The organism is Nocardia sp. NPDC059195 (assembly GCF_042754695.1).
Lineage (GTDB): Bacteria > Actinomycetota > Actinomycetes > Mycobacteriales > Mycobacteriaceae > Nocardia.
Genome location: NZ_JBHZBG010000026.1, coordinates 48,103 through 64,080, shown reverse-complemented (window position 1 = coordinate 64,080; position 15,978 = coordinate 48,103). Strand labels below are relative to the sequence as shown.

General features: G+C 67.9%; 15 protein-coding genes. 8 read left to right on the top strand and 7 right to left on the bottom strand.

What is annotated here, in order from left to right; translation table 11 throughout:
- Nucleotides 1-76: 76 nt before the first annotated feature.
- The 3 genes from ACFXKN_RS26415 to ACFXKN_RS26405 are packed head-to-tail and all read right to left on the bottom strand — an operon-like array spanning nucleotide 77 to nucleotide 3,645.
- Nucleotides 77-1,219, bottom strand: a complete 1,143-nt coding sequence (locus tag ACFXKN_RS26415) for an acyl-CoA dehydrogenase family protein (protein ID WP_378970637.1) — start codon at nucleotides 1,217-1,219, stop codon at nucleotides 77-79.
- On the bottom strand, nucleotides 1,220-2,095 hold the full coding sequence (locus ACFXKN_RS26410) for an enoyl-CoA hydratase (protein ID WP_378970627.1): 876 nt from the start codon (nucleotides 2,093-2,095) through the stop codon (nucleotides 1,220-1,222).
- Entirely contained in the window at nucleotides 2,092-3,645 is a 1,554-nt protein-coding gene (locus ACFXKN_RS26405) for a FadD3 family acyl-CoA ligase (protein WP_378970621.1), read from the bottom strand. Before ACFXKN_RS26405 ends, ACFXKN_RS26410 begins: the two co-directional genes overlap by 4 nt.
- Nucleotides 3,646-3,724: 79 nt before the next feature.
- Between ACFXKN_RS26405 and ACFXKN_RS26400 the strand changes: the two genes are divergently transcribed.
- The 6 genes from ACFXKN_RS26400 (at nucleotide 3,725) to ACFXKN_RS26375 (ending at nucleotide 10,485) form a co-directional block, all read left to right on the top strand.
- Nucleotides 3,725-4,912: an acyl-CoA dehydrogenase family protein gene (locus tag ACFXKN_RS26400; protein ID WP_378970613.1), complete on the top strand. Its 1,188-nt coding sequence runs from the start codon at nucleotides 3,725-3,727 to the stop codon at nucleotides 4,910-4,912.
- Complete coding sequence (locus ACFXKN_RS26395; protein WP_378970602.1) at nucleotides 4,909-5,730, top strand: SDR family oxidoreductase; 822 nt, start codon at nucleotides 4,909-4,911, stop codon at nucleotides 5,728-5,730. The genes ACFXKN_RS26400 and ACFXKN_RS26395 overlap by 4 nt, the downstream gene beginning before the upstream one ends.
- A gap of 46 nt (nucleotides 5,731-5,776) precedes the next feature.
- Entirely contained in the window at nucleotides 5,777-6,397 is a 621-nt protein-coding gene (locus ACFXKN_RS26390; protein ID WP_378970595.1) for a TetR/AcrR family transcriptional regulator, read from the top strand.
- Nucleotides 6,398-6,442: 45 nt separating this feature from the next.
- Nucleotides 6,443-7,603 carry an acetyl-CoA C-acetyltransferase gene (locus tag ACFXKN_RS26385; RefSeq protein ID WP_378970971.1) on the top strand — a complete coding sequence of 387 codons (1,161 nt, stop codon included), beginning with the start codon at nucleotides 6,443-6,445 and terminating at the stop codon, nucleotides 7,601-7,603.
- Nucleotides 7,604-7,890: 287 nt separating this feature from the next.
- Nucleotides 7,891-8,475: a hypothetical protein gene (locus tag ACFXKN_RS26380; RefSeq protein WP_378970591.1), complete on the top strand. Its 585-nt coding sequence runs from the start codon at nucleotides 7,891-7,893 to the stop codon at nucleotides 8,473-8,475.
- Between the two features lie 48 nt (nucleotides 8,476-8,523).
- Nucleotides 8,524-10,485 carry a molybdopterin-dependent oxidoreductase gene (locus tag ACFXKN_RS26375; RefSeq protein ID WP_378970586.1) on the top strand — a complete coding sequence of 654 codons (1,962 nt, stop codon included), beginning with the start codon at nucleotides 8,524-8,526 and terminating at the stop codon, nucleotides 10,483-10,485.
- 129 nt (nucleotides 10,486-10,614) lie between these two features.
- Here the strand turns inward: ACFXKN_RS26375 and ACFXKN_RS26370 are convergent, their stop codons facing one another.
- Genes ACFXKN_RS26370 through ACFXKN_RS26355 form a run of 4 tightly spaced genes read right to left on the bottom strand, consistent with a single transcriptional unit; the run spans nucleotide 10,615 to nucleotide 14,112 of the window.
- Nucleotides 10,615-11,700: an NAD(P)H-dependent flavin oxidoreductase gene (locus tag ACFXKN_RS26370; RefSeq protein ID WP_379434009.1), complete on the bottom strand. Its 1,086-nt coding sequence runs from the start codon at nucleotides 11,698-11,700 to the stop codon at nucleotides 10,615-10,617.
- Nucleotides 11,697-12,464 (bottom strand): CoA-transferase subunit beta, encoded by a 768-nt coding sequence (locus tag ACFXKN_RS26365; protein WP_378970572.1) that lies wholly within the window; start codon nucleotides 12,462-12,464, stop codon nucleotides 11,697-11,699. The genes ACFXKN_RS26370 and ACFXKN_RS26365 overlap by 4 nt, the downstream gene beginning before the upstream one ends.
- Nucleotides 12,461-13,351 carry a CoA transferase subunit A gene (locus ACFXKN_RS26360; RefSeq protein WP_378970966.1) on the bottom strand — a complete coding sequence of 297 codons (891 nt, stop codon included), beginning with the start codon at nucleotides 13,349-13,351 and terminating at the stop codon, nucleotides 12,461-12,463. Before ACFXKN_RS26360 ends, ACFXKN_RS26365 begins: the two co-directional genes overlap by 4 nt.
- Nucleotides 13,348-14,112 (bottom strand): enoyl-CoA hydratase family protein, encoded by a 765-nt coding sequence (locus tag ACFXKN_RS26355; protein WP_378913807.1) that lies wholly within the window; start codon nucleotides 14,110-14,112, stop codon nucleotides 13,348-13,350. Before ACFXKN_RS26355 ends, ACFXKN_RS26360 begins: the two co-directional genes overlap by 4 nt.
- A gap of 70 nt (nucleotides 14,113-14,182) precedes the next feature.
- On the opposite strand from ACFXKN_RS26355, the gene ACFXKN_RS26350 reads away from it, so the two are divergent.
- Together ACFXKN_RS26350 and ACFXKN_RS26345 are read left to right on the top strand one after the other, a co-directional pair.
- On the top strand, nucleotides 14,183-14,962 hold the full coding sequence (locus ACFXKN_RS26350; RefSeq protein WP_378970555.1) for an SDR family oxidoreductase: 780 nt from the start codon (nucleotides 14,183-14,185) through the stop codon (nucleotides 14,960-14,962).
- Between the two features lie 53 nt (nucleotides 14,963-15,015).
- Nucleotides 15,016-15,927 (top strand): SDR family oxidoreductase, encoded by a 912-nt coding sequence (locus tag ACFXKN_RS26345; RefSeq protein ID WP_378970548.1) that lies wholly within the window; start codon nucleotides 15,016-15,018, stop codon nucleotides 15,925-15,927.
- The last annotated feature ends 51 nt before the right edge of the window (nucleotides 15,928-15,978 follow it).

Sequence of the window (15,978 nt, the reverse complement as noted above, 5' to 3'; positions counted from 1 at the left end):
TTCGGAAGGGCGATTCGGCCCGAATGATTGCTGGTCCCGTGTCGCGGGCGCACCATGGCGGGTTCGCCGGGCGCGTTCATCGCTTGGTCTCGCGGGGCAGGCCGAGGATGCGCTCGGCGATGATGTTGCGCTGGATCTCGTTGGTGCCCGCGTAGATCGGGCCGGAGAGCGAGAACAGGTAGCCGTCGGTCCAGTTGCTGCGCTGCTCGGCGGACGAGCCGAGCAGCTCCAGTGCCGTCTCGTGCATCGCGATGTCGAGCTCGGACCAGTACACCTTGGTGATCGACGATTCCGCGCCGAGTTGCCCGCCGTCTTGGAGGCGAGTGACAGTGCCGAAGGTGTGCAGGCGGTAGGCCTCGGCACCGAGCCAGGCGTCGACCACCGAGTTCCTGGCCGCGGTGTCGCTCGGGTCGGCCGTCTCCTCCCACAGGTCGATGAGCCGTTGCGCGGTGGCGCTGAACCGGCCCGGGCTGCGCAGTGAGAGGCCGCGCTCGTTCGACGAGGTCGCCATCGCGACCCGCCAGCCCTCGTTCACCCCGCCGATCACATCGTGGTCCGGCACGAAGACGTCATCGAGGAAGATCTCGGCGAAGCCGGGTTCGCCGTCGAGCTGGGGGATCGGCCGCACGCTCACGCCCTCGGCGGTGAGCGGGAACATCACGTAGGTCAGCCCGTGGTGACGTTGCGCGTCGGGGTCGCTGCGGAACAGGCCGAACGACCAATCCGCGAAGGACGCACGCGAGCTCCACGTCTTCTGGCCGTTGAGCAGCCATCCGCCCTCGGTGCGTCGCGCGGTCGAACGCAGGCTCGCGAGGTCGCTGCCCGCCTCAGGCTCCGACCAGGCTTGTGCCCAGATGTCGTCACCACGAGCCATCCGCGGCAGGATCCGCGCCAGCTGTTCGGGGGTGCCGTGCTCGAACAGGGTCGGCGCCAGCAGGAAGATGCCGTTCTGCGCGACCCGGCCCGGTGCGCCCGCGGCGTAGTACTCCTGCTCGAAGAGCACCCATTCGAGGATCGACGCGTCCCGCCCGCCGAACTCGCGTGGCCACGACACCGCGGACAGCCTGGCTTCGGCCAGCTTCGCTTCCCATTCCCGGTGCGCTTCGAAACCCGCCGCGGTGTCCATCGAGGGCAGCGGCTCGGCCGGTACATTGGCGGCGAGGAACTCGCGCACCTCCAGCTGGAATTCCCGGACAGCCGGGTCGATCTCGAGATCCACTTACTTCGTCCCGTTCTGTTCGGTAGAGGTGGCGGTGGCCTTCATCGAGCGGGCGTTCATCCCGCCGAGCGAATCGGCGCCGACCTCGGCGTTGTGCGCGTGCGCGAAATGGTGCAGCCCGAAGACCGAGTCCATGCCACTGCGCATGCCCATCAGATCCTCGGCCTGGTTGACGGCCTTCTTGGTGAGCGCCAGCCCGAATTGCGGCATGGCGGAAATCTTTTCGGCGAGACCGAATACCTCGGTTTCGAGTTCCTCGCGCGGCACGACGCGGTTGACCATGCCCCACTCCTTGGCCTGCGCCGCCCCGAATCGATCGCCGGTGAACAGGAACTCCTTGGCCGCGCGCGGACCCATCACCCACGGATGCGCGAAGTACTCCACACCCGGAATGCCCATCCGGACCACCGGATCGGAGAAGAACGCGTCCTCGGAGCAGACGATCAGGTCGCACACCCAGGCCAGCATCAGCCCGCCCGCGATGCACGCGCCCTGCACCATCGCCACCATCGGCTTGGGGATTTCCCGCCAGCGCCTGCACATGCCGAGATACACCTCGGACTCGCGCGCGAACCGCTGATCACCACCGGGGCGGTCGAGGTGGTCCCACCACAGCGCTGCCTTGTTCTCGTAGTGCACATCGTGGTCGCGGCCCGGTGTACCGATGTCGTGCCCGGCGCTGAAGTGTTTTCCGTTGCCCGCCAGCACGATCACCTTGACCTCGGGATCCTCGACCGCGCGCACGAAGGCGGCGTCGAGGGCATAGGTCATCTTCGAGTTCTGCGCATTGCGGAAATCGGGCCGGTTCATGGTGACGACGGCGACCGATCCGCGCACCTCATAGGTGACGACCTCGGTCTCGGTTTCGGAACTCACGACTTCTCCTCACGTAGCTCACGCTTGAGCACTTTGCCCGCGGCGCTGTAGGGCAGCTGGTCGCGGAACTCGACAAGCCTGGGCACTTTGAAATTCGCCAATGTGCTCGCGGCGAAGGCGATCACCTCGTCGGCGGTGAGTGCCGATCCGGCCTTGCGGACGACAACGGCCTTGCCGACCTCGCCCATTCGCTCGTCGGGCACGCCGATCACCGCCGACTCGGCGACGCCGTCGAGCCTGGCCAGGGTCTGTTCGATCTCGGCGGGATACACGTTGAACCCGCCGGTGATGTACATGTCCTTGAGCCGGTCGGTGATCTTCAGATAGCCGCGCTCGTCGACGATGCCGATATCGCCGGTGTGCAACCAGCCGTCGGCGTCGATGGCCTCGGCGGTGGCCTCGGGGTCGTCGAGGTAGCCGATCATCACGTTGGGACCGCGCAGCAGCACCTCACCGGCCTCGGACAGGCGCAGTTCGAACCCGGCGATCGGCCCGCCGCAGGTGTTGGCGATGGTTTTCGCGTCGTCGGAGGGGCGGCACATGGTGCCGAAACCCGATGATTCGGACAGGCCGTAGGCGGTAATGACCACCTCGAAGGCGAGATCGTCGCGCATCCGCTCGATCAGAACCACCGGCACGGTCGCCGCGCCGGTCACCGCCACCCGCAGCGAGGTCAGGTCACGCTCGGCGCGCTGGGGATGGGAAAGGATGGTCTGGTAGATCGTCGGCGGGCCGGTGAGCACGGTGATCTGCTCGGACTCGATCAGCGCCAGCGCCGCGGGCACGTCGAAGGTGGCCTGCGGCACGATCGTGGCCCCGGTGACCAGGCACGCGAGAATGCCCGCCTTGTAACCGAAGTTGTGGAAGAACGGGGGGATCACCAGGTAGCGGTCGCCGGCGCGCAGGGTCGAGCAGTCCACCCACCCGCGCACCACATCGAGAGCCTGCCGGTGCGCGACGAGCGTGCCCTTGCTGCGGCCGGTGGTGCCGGAGGTGAACAGGATGTCGGCGATGTCGTCGGGGGAGACCTGGTCGGCCCGCTCGTCGCCTGCTGCTTCGGAGACGGTCGCGGCCTGCGCGAGCAACTCCGCCCATGTCACCGTTGTCGGTGCCGCCGCGCTGGGGGATGCCTCGACCGGGATGACGACGACGGTGCCGATACCCAGCGCCGGTGCCGTCGCCGCGAGCTCCGCGGCTCGATCGCGACCGAGGAACGGGCCCGCGACGAACAACGCCTTCGCGTCAACGCGGGTCAGCACGTCGACGGCCTCGGCCGCCACATAGCGGGTGTTCAACGGAACCAGCGCGGCGCCGACGGAATGCGCGGCCAGCGCGGCGATCACCCAGTGGTGGGTGTTCGGCGCCCACATCGCGACCCGGTCGCCGGGGGCGATGCCGCGCGCGATCAGGGCACGCGCGGCGATGCGGACCTGTTCGAGCAGCTCGGCCCAGGTCAGGCGGGTCGCGCCGTCGATCAGGGCAGGCTCGTGCGGATGCGCCGCGGCGATGTGTCGCAGCGCCTGCGGGGTGGTTTGTGCAGGAGGTGTCACGGGGTCCTCACCGTTGGACGGTTCGCTGTTCTTCCGAAGCAGCTAACAAAGCAAGTGCTTGGTAGGTTATCCTATCGGCGTGGGCGTGATCCAGACCTCAGATTCCGATACCGTGACCTCCGACGCGGAGTTTCGCGCGGAAATACGCGATTGGCTCGCCGAAAATCTTTCCGGCGAGTTCGCTGACCTGCGCGGAACCGGTGGACCCGGCCGCGAGCATGAATTCTTCGAAGAGCGACTGGCGTGGGACCGCCACCTCGCGAAGGCGGGCTGGACCTGCCTTGGCTGGCCGGTCGAATACGGCGGCCGGGGTGCGAGTGTGCGCCAGCAGGTGATCTTTCACGAGGAATACGCGAAGGCCGACGCCCCGGCGCGGGTCTCGCACGTGGGTGAGGAACTGCTCGGCCCGACGGTGCTCGCCTTCGGCACCGAGGAGCAGAAGAAGCGCTTCCTCCCCGGTGTCCGCTCGGTCGGCGAGCTGTGGTGCCAGGGCTATTCCGAGCCCGGCGCCGGTTCCGACCTCGCCGCGGTCAGCACCACGGCCCGCCTCGACGGCGACAAGTGGGTGATCAACGGCCAGAAGATCTGGACCTCGCTCGCGCACGTCGCCGACTGGTGCTTCGTGATCGCCCGCACCGAACGCGGCTCGACCCGGCACAAGGGCCTGTCCTACCTGCTGGTTCCGATGAATCAGCCCGGCATCGAAGTGCGCCCGATCGAACAGCTCACCGGCACTTCCGAATTCAACGAAGTGTTCTTCGACAACGCCGTGACCGACGCGAACCTGGTCGTCGGCGAGCCCGGTGACGGCTGGCGAATCGCCATGGGCACCTTGAACTTCGAACGCGGAATCTCCACCCTCGGTCAGCAGATCCGCTTCGCTCGCGAACTCGCCGACATCGAAGACCTGGCCCGCCGCACCGGCGCCGCCGCCGACCCGCTGATCGCCGACCGCCTCGACCGCTCCTGGGTCGGACTCAGGGTGCTGCGCGCGCACGCGCTGCGCACCATGAGCGAGGACCACGACGATTCGGGCGGCGCCTCGGTGTCGAAGTTGTTGTGGGCCAACTGGCATCGCGACCTCGGCGAGCTGGCAATGGCTGTCCAAGGCGCGGCCGGCCTGATCCTGGGCCCCGACGACATGACCGCATGGCAGCGGCTGTACCTGTTCAGCCGCGCCGACACGATCTATGGAGGTTCGAACGAAGTGCAGCGCAACATCATCGCCGAGCGTGTGCTCGGTCTCCCGCGAGAGGCACGCCCGTGAGTGAGCAGACCTATTCGGGCGCGAACAAGTCGCTGTCGATCGCGCCGGCCTCGATCCCCGGACACGGCCTGCTCGCAGGCCGGACGGCCGTGATCACCGCCGCCGCGGGCACCGGCATCGGCTCGGCCACCGCGCGCAGGCTCCTCGAAGAGGGCGCCGACGTGGTGGTCTCGGATTGGCACGAGCGCCGCTTGACCGAGACCGCCGAGCTGCTGGCGAAGGAGTTCCCGGAGCGCCGGGTCGGTGCCGTGGTGTGCGACGTCCGCGACTCCGCGCAGGTGAATCAGCTGCTCGCCGATGCCGCCGCCGAACTCGGCCGGATCGACATCATGGTCAACAACGCGGGCCTCGGCGGTGAGACCCCGGTGGTCGACATGACCGACGAGCAGTGGGACCAGGTGCTCGACATCACCCTCACCGGCACCTTCCGCTGCACCCGTGCGGCGCTCGGCTACTTTCGCGGCGCGGGCCACGGCGGCGTGATCGTCAACAATGCCTCTGTCCTGGGCTGGCGCGCCCAGCACGGCCAGGCGCACTACGCCGCCGCCAAAGCCGGCGTAATGGCGCTGACCAGGTGCAGCGCGGTCGAAGCCGCCGAATTCGGCGTGCGGATCAACGCTGTCGCGCCGAGCATCGCCCGTCATCCGTTCCTGGACAAGGTGAGCTCGACCGAGCTGCTCGACTCGCTCAGCGAGCGCGAAGCCTTCGGTCGCGCCGCCGAGCCATGGGAAGTAGCGGCGACGATCGCCATGCTGGCCAGTGACTACACCTCGTATCTGACCGGCGAGGTTGTCTCGGTGAGTAGTCAGCGCGCATGATCGCCGTGGCGGGTTCTCCGAAACCAAGCAAGTGCTTGGTACTACGATGACGGGTGTGACCGCACCCGACACCGTCAAACGCACCCGCCGCGCCGAACTCCTCGGCCTGGCCGCCGGTCTGTTCGCCGAACGTGGACTGCGTGCTACCACGGTGCGCGACATCGCCGACTCCGCGGGCATCCTCTCGGGCAGCCTCTACCACCACTTCGATTCCAAGGAATCGATGGTCGACGAGATCCTGCGCGGCTTCCTCGACGACCTGTTCGGCCGCTACCGCGAGATCGCGGGCGCGTCCCTGAGCGCACGAGACACCTTGGAGGCCTTGGTCATCGCCTCCTACGAGGCGTTCGACCGGCACCACGCCGCAGTCGCGATCTACCAGGCCGAGGCCAAGAACCTGCGCGACGTAGAACGTTTCGGCTACATCCGTGACTTCAATATCGAGTTCCGCGATCTGTGGCACCGGGTGCTCGCCGCCGGCGTCGCCGATGGCAGCTTCCGCCCCGAACTCGACGTGGAACTCGCGTTCCGCTTCCTGCGCGACACCGTGTGGGTGGCGGTCCGCTGGTACACCCCCGGTGGCCCGATCACCGTGAAAAACCTTGCCCAGCAATATCTCACCATCGTGCTCGACGGGCTCACCCTGCCCGGGAGCACCACGCCATAGGAGTTCCCGATGACCGCACCCGCCGAGCGCCGCCCCTACACCCCGTTGCGGGAGGCCTATGTGATCGACGCGGTGCGTACCGCGGTCGGCAAGCGCAATGGCGCGCTGGCCGGCGTGCATCCGGCCGACCTCGGTGCCGCCGCCCTGCGCGGGCTCATCGAGCGCACCGGGATCGACCCGGCCGTCGTCGACGACGTGATCGTCGGCTGCGTCGACAATGTCGGTCCGCAGGCAGGCAATATCGGCCGCACCATGTGGCTCACCGCGGGATACCCCGAAGAGGTTCCCGGCGTCACCGTCGACCGGCAGTGTGGTTCCAGCCAGCAGGCGGTGAACTTCGGCGCGCAGGCCATCATGAGCGGCACCGCCGAGGTGATCGTCGCGGCGGGCGTGCAGAACATGAGCGCCATCCCGATCTCGGCCGCCATGCTCGCGGGCAAGGAATACGGCTTCGACTCCCCGTTCGTCGGCGCCACCGGCTGGGACGAGCGCTACGGCACCGGCGAGGTCTCGCAGTTCCGCGGCGCCGAGCTGATCGCCGAGAAGTGGGGCATCACCCGCGAGGACATGGAGCAGTGGGCGCTGCGCAGCCACGAACGCGCCCGCGCGGCCATCGCCGAAGGCCGTTTCGAGTCCGAGATCGTGCCGGTCGGCGACTTCAAGGTCGACCAGGGCCCGCGCGAGACCAGCCTCGAGAAGATGGCGACCCTGCAACCGCTCGGCGAGGGCAGCCCGCTCACCGCCGCTGTCGCCAGCCAGATCTCCGACGGCGCCAGCGCGACGCTGCTCGCCTCCGAATGGGCGGTCAAGGAGTACGGCCTCACCCCGCGCGCCCGCATCCACCACGTCAGCGCGCGCGGCGCGGACCCGATCTTCATGCTCAGCGCGCCGATTCCGGCGACCCAGTGGGCGCTCGAGAAGACCGGGCTCACCATCGACGACATCGACGTCATCGAGATCAACGAGGCCTTCGCTCCCGTGGTGCTGGCCTGGATCAAGGAGATCGGCGCCGATCCGGCGAAGGTGAATGTCAACGGTGGCGCGATCGCGCTCGGCCATCCGCTGGGCGCGACCGGCGCCAAGCTGTTCGCCACGCTGCTCAACGAGCTCGAGCGGATCAACGGCCGCTACGGCCTGCTCACCATCTGTGAGGGTGGTGGCACCGCGAACGTGACCATCATCGAGCGTCTCGGCGCAGCGGAGTAACGCGAAGCGGAGCAGCTGACGGCCCGGTGCTGGAGTGTCCAGCACCGGGCCGTCGCGTGTATACGGCGGTTTCCGGGGCTTGCCAGCAATCGATCTGTCATAAAGACTGCAGGGTTGCTAATCCTTGTGCTGGCTAACATGTTGGCGCAGTGGGTAAGCCATGTGTTGAAGTGGTGCCGGATGGGTGTCACTCGCGAAACAGGGAACAGGAATTCCGAATGGGTCACCCACACCAACCCAACCCGTATCAAGGTCGGCCAGGCCAGCCGTATCCGCAGGGTCAGCCGATGCCGGGTCAGCCGTACCAGCAGGGTCAGCCGATGCCAGGTCAGCCGTACCAGCAAGGCCAGCCGATGCCGTATCCGCAGGGCCAGCCGCAGTACGGCGCGCAGGGTGGTTACGGCCAGCCGCCCCGCCCGTCCGGCGGCAACGGCGGCAAGATCGCACTCATCGTCGGCGGCGCGGCTGTGCTGATCGCCGCCGCGGTCGGCGCGTTCTTTATGTTCAGTGATGGCGGTTCGGTCATCGGTGGCGGCTACGACACTCCGCGCGCGGCGGCACAGGCGTGGGTCGACCAGAAGGGTGGTGACATGGACGATTTGGTGTGTGCCGCCGATCGGGACGAGATCGCGAAGTACAAGAACGCCGCCACGCCGACCGGGGCACCCTCGGACACCGGGCTCCCGAAGACGACAACGACCTTGAAGAGCGTTGATGTCTCTTCCGGTAGCAGTTCCGGGACGTTCACCACGGCGATGAGCATGACGATTCTCGGCAAGAAGACCACCTCGACCGCGACCTACAAACTGGTCGACGAAGACGGTGGCTGGAAGGTGTGCGGAATTCTCAACCCGGTCATCAAGACGGAGTGAGATGGCGGGTCGGCCTTCGGGCCGACCCATCCGGCCTACGATGGCCAGGTGAAGGTGCTCGGTGCATGCCCCCTCGACTGCCCCGACGCGTGCTCGTGGGTGGTGACCGTCGAGGACGGGGTCGCCACCGGGCTGCGGGGCAACAAGGAACATCCGGTCACGCGCGGTGCGCTGTGCGTGAAGGTGAACCGCTATCTCGAGCAGGTCGGTGCGCCGGATCGGCTCAGGTATCCGATGCGCCGGGTCGGGCCGAAGGGGTCGGGGCAGTTCGAGCGGATCAGCTGGGACACCGCGCTCGACGAGATCGCCACGCGGGTCACCGGCATCATCGACGAATTCGGTGGTGAGGCGGTCTGGCCGTTCCACGGCACCGGCAGTCTCGGCTATCTCCAAGGGCTGGAAGGCTTTCCGGGGCGCAGGATGTTCAACCTGCTCGGCGCGTCGCACCACGCGCCGACCATCTGCTCGGTCGCCGGCGGCACCGGCCTGAGCTACACCCTCGGCACCTCCGGCGGCATGGACCCCGAGGACTTCGCGAAGTCGAAGCTGATCCTGCTGTGGGGTACCAATCCGCTCAGTTCCGGCCACCACCTGTGGAAGTTCATCCAGGACAGCGGCGCCTACCTGGTCTCCATCGACCCCGTGCGCACCAAGACCGCCGAGCGCTGCGACGAACACCTCACCCCGCTGCCGGGCACCGATGCGGCGCTGGCGCTCGGGCTGCTGCACGTGGTGGTCTCGCTGGGCGCCCAGGACACCGAGTTCATCGCCGAGCACACCGAGGGCTGGCCCGAATTCCGGGACCGTATCGAGGAATTCACGCCGGAACGGGTCGCCGCGATCACGGGGTTGCGGCAGGAGCAGATCGTCGCGCTCGGTGAGCGGATCGCTCGCACCAGGCCGACTGCCATCCGCGCGTCGCAAGGTATGCAACGGCACGCGGGCGGTGGCATGGCGCTGCGAGTGCTCGGCTGCCTGCCCGGCGTCACCGGCGACTGGGCGATACCCGGTGGGGGACTGCACTATTCGACGAGCGGGCACTTCCGTCTCGACGATGCCGCACTGCGTCGCGACGACCTGCTGCCGCGACCGGTCCGCACCCTCTCGATGACCAGGCTCGGTGAAGCCCTGCTCGAAACCGACGATCCGCCGGTCAAGGCGCTGTTCGTGATCGGGGCCAACCCGGTCGGTTCGAATCCCGATCAGCGTCGCGTGATCGAGGGCCTGTCCCGCGAAGACCTGTTCACCGTGGTCCTCGAGCACTTCGGGACCGACACCGTCGACTACGCCGACATCGTGCTGCCCGCCACGATGCAGCCCGAACACCTCGACGTGATCGCCGGTTACGGGCACCTCTATCTGATCTGGAACGAACCGGCCGTCGAACCGCCCGGCGAATGCCTGTCCACCACCGAGACTTTCCGTCGGCTCTCGCAGCGGTTCGGCCTCACCGAGCCCGCGCTCTACGACTCCGACGAAGAGCTGGCCAGGCAGCTACTGAAAGGCCACGACCTCGAACGCTTGCGCGCCGACGGGTTCCTGAAGGTGCAGGCAGGCCCGGTTCCCGCGGGCAAACTCCAGTTCGTTTCCGCCAGAGCGGAACTGGCCGGACACGACCCTCTACCGTCCTACACCCCACCGGCCGACCCCGGCGACGGCTTGGTGTTGATCTCCGCCGCCTCGCACTACTTCCTGAACACCAGCTTCGGCTCCAACCCCGAATTGCGGCGCCGGGCCGGCGGAGCCGACATCACACTGCATCCCGACGACGCCGCCGCCCGCGGAATCGCCGACGGCGCCGCGGTGGTCGTGTCCAACGCCCGCGGTTCCTTCGAGGCCGTCGCCGAGGTATCGGACCGGGTGCGCCCCGGCGTCGCGGGCACGACCAAGGGGCGCTGGGCCAAGTTCACCGGCGGTGCCACCGTGAATGCCACCATCGCCGAGCGAGATTCGGACTACGGCGGCGGCGCGGTCTTCCATGACAACCGGGTCACCGTCACACCGCGATGACCTGCGGATAAAACGAAAAGCGCCGGACCCGGCGCGACGTGTCGGCGTCGCACCTGGTCCGGCGCTCCGGTCACCCAGCGAGCTCGACGGTGCTCCAGTCCGTCGAGTCGGGGGTGAGTCCGGTTGGTGTCAGCGAGCTTCGGCAGCGGGCTCGGTGGTCAACGCGCTGATGGCTTCGATCCGGGCGACCGCGTCGGTGACGATCTGGTCGATCAGCTCGGCAACGGTCGGCAGGCTGTCGATGATGCCGGTGACCTGGCCCGCGGGCAGCACGCCCGCGTCGGTGCGACCCTCGACGAGACCGGCCTTGGTCAGCATGGCCGAGTTGGCCTTCATCACCACCTGCGACCAGCTCATGTCGTTGGTCTTGCGCATGATGAGACCGTCGCGCATCAGCGTCGACCACTTCATGCCGGTCATGCTCTTGAACTTCGCCGCGTTGCCCACCGCGGCGGACAGTCCGCGCCAGCCGCCGGAGTGCTCGAGCTTGTCGACCAATTCGGTGTTCAGCATCCGGTGCGGCATGCCGTCGACCTTCACCGACACGACGGTGTCCCCGAGGCCGCGCGCCAAGTACTCCTGCTTCACGGCCTCGGGGACGGTGCTTTCCTGGGTGAGCAGGAAGCGGGTGCCCATCGCGACACCGGCCGCGCCGTAGGACAGTGCGGCGGCCAGGCCTCGACCGTCGAAGAAGCCGCCCGCCGCGATCACCGGGATGTCGACCGCGTCGAGCACCGACGGCAGCAGCAGCGTGGTGGCGACCGGACCGGTGTGCCCACCGCCCTCGCCGCCCTGCACGATCACCGCGTCGGCGCCCCAGGACGCCACCTTGACCGCGTGCTTGGCCGCGCCGATCGACGGAACCACTACGACGCCTGCGTCTTTGAGCTTGGCGATGAGGTCCTTCTTCGGCGCGAGCGCGAAGGAGGCGACCTTGACGTGCTCGCGAATGAGCAGGTCGATGCGCTCAGTGGCATCGGTGGCGTCGGCGCGGATGTTCACGCCGAAGGGCTTGTCGGTGAGCGACTTGGTCTTGGCGACCGCCGCCTCCAGCTCCTCGAAAGTCATTGTCGCCGAGGCGAGAATGCCGAGTCCGCCCGCGTTGGCGGTGGCCGCGACCAGCCGAGGACCGGCGACCCAGCCCATGCCGGTCTGCACGACCGGGTGCTCGATGCCGACCAGTTCGGTCAGCGGAGTCCGCAAACGCGCGCTCACGCCGCCACTTCCTTCTCCCGGAAACCCTTGGGATCGAGCACGGTCCGGATGATCCGCAACTCTTCGTCGGTGGGCAGCCTGGTCTCGCCCGCTTCGCCCAATTCGGCGATCTCGAAGGAGGTGTTCTCGGCGACCTCGTCGGCGCTCACACCCGGGTGCAGCGACAGCGCGCGCAGGGTGTGGTCGGGGCCGTTGAAGTCGAACACGCCCAGGTTGGTCACCACGCGGTGCAGGTGGTGGAAGCGGTACGCCGGATTCTCGGGATCGATGCGGTCGTAGCCGATTCCGGAGATGATGTCGACCTTGTCGACGAACACCCGGTTGTTGTGCCGTGGCACGAAGTAGCTGGTCGCGTGGTTGATGGTGTTGCCGGGCGCGCCACGCACACCGAACATCTGCCGCGACGGCTGCTGGAGCGGGCCGAAGGCCGACAGGTTCTGGTTGCCGAACCGGTCGATCTGGTTGGCGCCCATCACCACGTGGCGACGACCCGAGGCGACCACATCGAAGACCCGGGAGAACGGAATCCAGCCCTCCACAGGTGCTTTCGCGCCGATCGCCGGTACCTCGGCGAAGAACAGCGCCTCACCGTCGGACAGCAGGAGATCGGGCTCGAAGGTGAGCCGGGCCAGCCGCGCGCCGATGGTGGTGATCGTCGACATGGGGCTCGCCATGATCTCGCCCGCCCCACGGAAGATCTCCGCCGCCGCGATGACACAGACCTCGGCGCGGGTGACGGTTCCGCTCTGCACTGCGGCGTTCATAGCTTCTGCTCCTCGGCGAAAGTGGCGACGGCGGACTGGTATTCGTCCTCGGAGACGTCGAGATAGCGAGCCTTGAACTCGGCCCACGACTCCGGCGTCTTCGCGGCGGCCACATAGTGCTTCTGAAACTTCTCGTCGCGCCCGTAGCCGCCCGCGAAGGTGAAGTGCGCGCCGCCCGGCGACTCGACCACGCCGTCGACCAGCATGCGGTTGAGGATGATCGCCTGTTGCGGAACGGCTTTCACCAGCTCCTCGGTTTCGACGATGCGATCCACCGAGACGTAGCGGCGCTCCGCGGCCAGGCAGTACAGATCGTCGAAATACGGATCGACGCCCGTGTATGCCGCATTGCCGTGCTTGTCGGCCAGATCAAGATGCACGAACGACGCGTCGAGGTTGAGCGCGGGCATCGCGACCAGTGTTTCGATGCGGCCGTCGGCGGCGGGGTACGGCGACGGGATGGTCTTCAGCTCGCCCTCCCAGAAGTCGAGCACCGCCGACCCGAGCCCGGCCCGAATCGGCAGGAACGGCAGCCGCGCCGCGGCCGCTTGCAGCCCGCACTTCACCATCCCCTCGTCCATCTCGCGCACGGTGATCGCGCCCTCGGTGCGCGCCTTCGCGAACCACGGGTCGTAGAACGGCGCCGAATCCAGCGACACGAAACCGTAGTACGCCTTGCGGACCTTGCCCGCCGAGCACAGCAGGCCCAGATCCGGACCGCCGTAGGTGACCACGGTCAGATCGGTGACATCGGAGCGCAGCAGCGCGCGCACCAGCGCCATCGGCTTGCGTCGCGAACCCCAGCCACCGATCCCGATGGTCATGCCGCTGCGCAGCTCACCGACCACCTCGTCGAGGGTCATTCTCTTGTCGCGCATGGCTTTCAGCTCTCCTTCTTCTGCGCGGCGAGATCGTCGTCGAAGCGCGCTCTGATCTCGTCGGCGACACCGGCGAGGTTGAGCTCCATCGTGAAGCCCTGTTCGTAGCGGTAGGACCGATGCACGTCCTGCACGTCGATGCCGTTGAGCGCGCGCTTGGCGGCACGGATCACGCGGCCGTCCTTGTTCGCGATGTTCTTCGCGACCTCCATCGCGGCGGCGTCGAGTTCGGCGCGCGGCACCACCTTGTACACCGAACCGAAGTGGTGCAGCTGCTGGGCGGTGAGCTTGCCCGCGGTGTAGAACATGGTGCGCATCAGGTGCTGTGGCACCAGCCGCGCCAGGTGCGTGGCGGCGCCGAGCGCGCCACGGTCCACTTCGGGCAGCCCGAAGGTGGCGTCGTCGGAGGCGACGATGACGTCGGAATTACCGACCAGGCCGATGCCGCCGCCGAGGCAGAAGCCGTTCACGGCGGTGACCACGGGCACCTCGCAGTCGTAGACCGCGGCGAAGGCCTCGAAGCAGCCGTGGTTGGCGCGGATCAGCGCGGTATGGCCGACGTCGGCGTTCATCTCCTTGATGTCGACGCCCGCGTTGAACCCGCGGCCTTCCGCGCGCAGCACGACCACCCGGGTCTCCTGGTTGCGGCCCGCTGCCCTGACGGCTTCGGCCAGTGCGAACCAGCCGTCCGAGGGTAGGGCGTTGACCGGCGGGTAGTCGACTGTGACGACCTCTACCCCGTCGGCTTCGGTGTGACGGTTAATCCCCATCGCGATGTCTCCTCGTGCACGCCTCGGCGAACCCGAGACAAAGCAAGCAATTGCTTGGTAGGTTAACACGGTGGCTGTAGAAATCGACCTTTCCGAGCAGATCGTTCTGGTGACAGGTGGTGTGCGCGGCGTCGGCGCCGGTGTCAGCCGGGCCTTCCTCGCCGCGGGCGCGACCGTGCTGACCTGCGCGCGCAGACCGGCCGACGAGCCGATAACGGTGGCCGATCGCAGCACCGAACACCTCACCTGCGATGTGCGCGATGTCGACGCGGTGGCGGCGATGTTCGCCGAGATCGTCTCCAGACACGGCCGGATCGACCATGTGGTGAACAACGCCGGTGGCGCGCCGTTCGCGATGGCCGACGCCGCGAGCCCTAAATTCCACGCCAAGATCGTGGAGCTGAATCTGCTCGCGCCCCTGCTGATCTCCCAGCAGGCCAACGCGTTGATGCAGAAGCAGGACGCGGGCGGCTCGATCGTGATGATCACCAGTGTGAGCGGGCACCGGCCCTCGCCGGGCACCGCCGCCTACGGCGCGGCCAAGGCGGGCCTGGACAACCTCGCGTCGTCGCTGGCCGTCGAATGGGCCCCGAAAGTCCGGCTCAACTCCGTCGTCGTCGGCCCGGTGGAAACCGAACTCAGCCACCTGCACTACGGCGACGCCGACGGAGTGGCCGCGGTAGCGAAAACCGTCCCGCTCGGCCGCCTCGCCAGCCCATCCGACGTCGGTAACGCCGCTCTCTTCCTGTCCTCACCCCTGGCCGCGCATATCAGCGGCGCGACCTTGCTCGTCCACGGCGGCGGCGAACGCCCGGCCTTCCTCGACGCCGCCAACGCGAACAACCAGTGACCTTCCCGCCCGACCCCGCGGCGCCAGCTGCCGATAACCACAGGAGTTTTGAGATGGACAACCAGTTGATCTGCGCCGGACGCACGGTGATCGTGACCGGCGCCGGCCGGGGGATCGGCCGCGCGCACGCGCTCGCCTTCGCCGCCGCGGGTGCCCGCGTGGTGGTCAACGATGTCGGCACGGCGCTCGATGGTGCCGCCACGACCGAGACCCCCGCGCAGCAGGTTGTCGACGAGATCGTCGCGGCCGGTGGCGAGGCCGTCGCCAACTACGACGATGTCGCCGATTGGGAAGGCGCTCGCCGCCTGATCCGGCAGGCCGTCGAGACCTTCGGCGGGCTCGATGTGCTGGTCAACAATGCCGGTTTCGTGCGCGACCGCATGCTGGTCAACCTCGGCGAGGACGAGTGGGACGCCGTGGTCCGCGTGCATCTCAAGGGCCACTTCGCCACCATGCGGCACGCGGCCGAGTACTGGCGGTCCGAGTCGAAGGCGGGCCGCCCGGTGGACGCCCGAGTGATCAACACCAGCTCCGGTGCCGGTCTGCAGGGCAGCGTCGGCCAGGGCAATTACGGTGCGGCCAAGGCGGGTATCGCCGGTCTCACGCTGACCGCGTCGGCCGAGTTCGGGCGCTACGGCGTCACTGTGAACGCCATCGCGCCCGCCGCCCGCACCCGGATGACCGAGACGGTCTTCGCCGACACGATGGCAGCCCCCGGCGCGGGCTTCGACGCGATGGCGCCGGAGAACATCTCGCCGCTGGTCGTGTGGCTCGGCAGCACCGAATCCGCCGGGGTGACCGGTCGGATGTTCGAGGTAGAGGGCGGAAAGGTCGCGCTGGCGCAGGGCTGGCTGCATGGCGCTCCGGTCGATCGTGGCGCCCGCTGGAACCCCGCCGAGCTGGGTCCGGTCGTCAAGGAACTGATCGAGAAGAGCACCCCGCCGGAGCCGGTTTACGGTGCATAGCTAACTCTCCGGGCGCAGGCTGGGGAAACCGCCCCGGCCTGCGCTTTTTCC

What these genes read in the sequence shown, in the direction of transcription:
- ACFXKN_RS26390 (WP_378970595.1), top strand. Translation starts at nt 5,777, where the DNA reads ATGACGGGTGTGACCGCACCCGACACCGTCAAACGCACCCGCCGCGCC.
- ACFXKN_RS26380 (WP_378970591.1), top strand. Translation starts at nt 7,891, where the DNA reads ATGCCGGGTCAGCCGTACCAGCAGGGTCAGCCGATGCCAGGTCAGCCG.
- ACFXKN_RS26365 (WP_378970572.1), bottom strand. Translation starts at nt 12,464, where the DNA reads ATGAACGCCGCAGTGCAGAGCGGAACCGTCACCCGCGCCGAGGTCTGT.
- ACFXKN_RS26355 (WP_378913807.1), bottom strand. Translation starts at nt 14,112, where the DNA reads ATGGGGATTAACCGTCACACCGAAGCCGACGGGGTAGAGGTCGTCACA.
- ACFXKN_RS26345 (WP_378970548.1), top strand. Translation starts at nt 15,016, where the DNA reads ATGGACAACCAGTTGATCTGCGCCGGACGCACGGTGATCGTGACCGGC.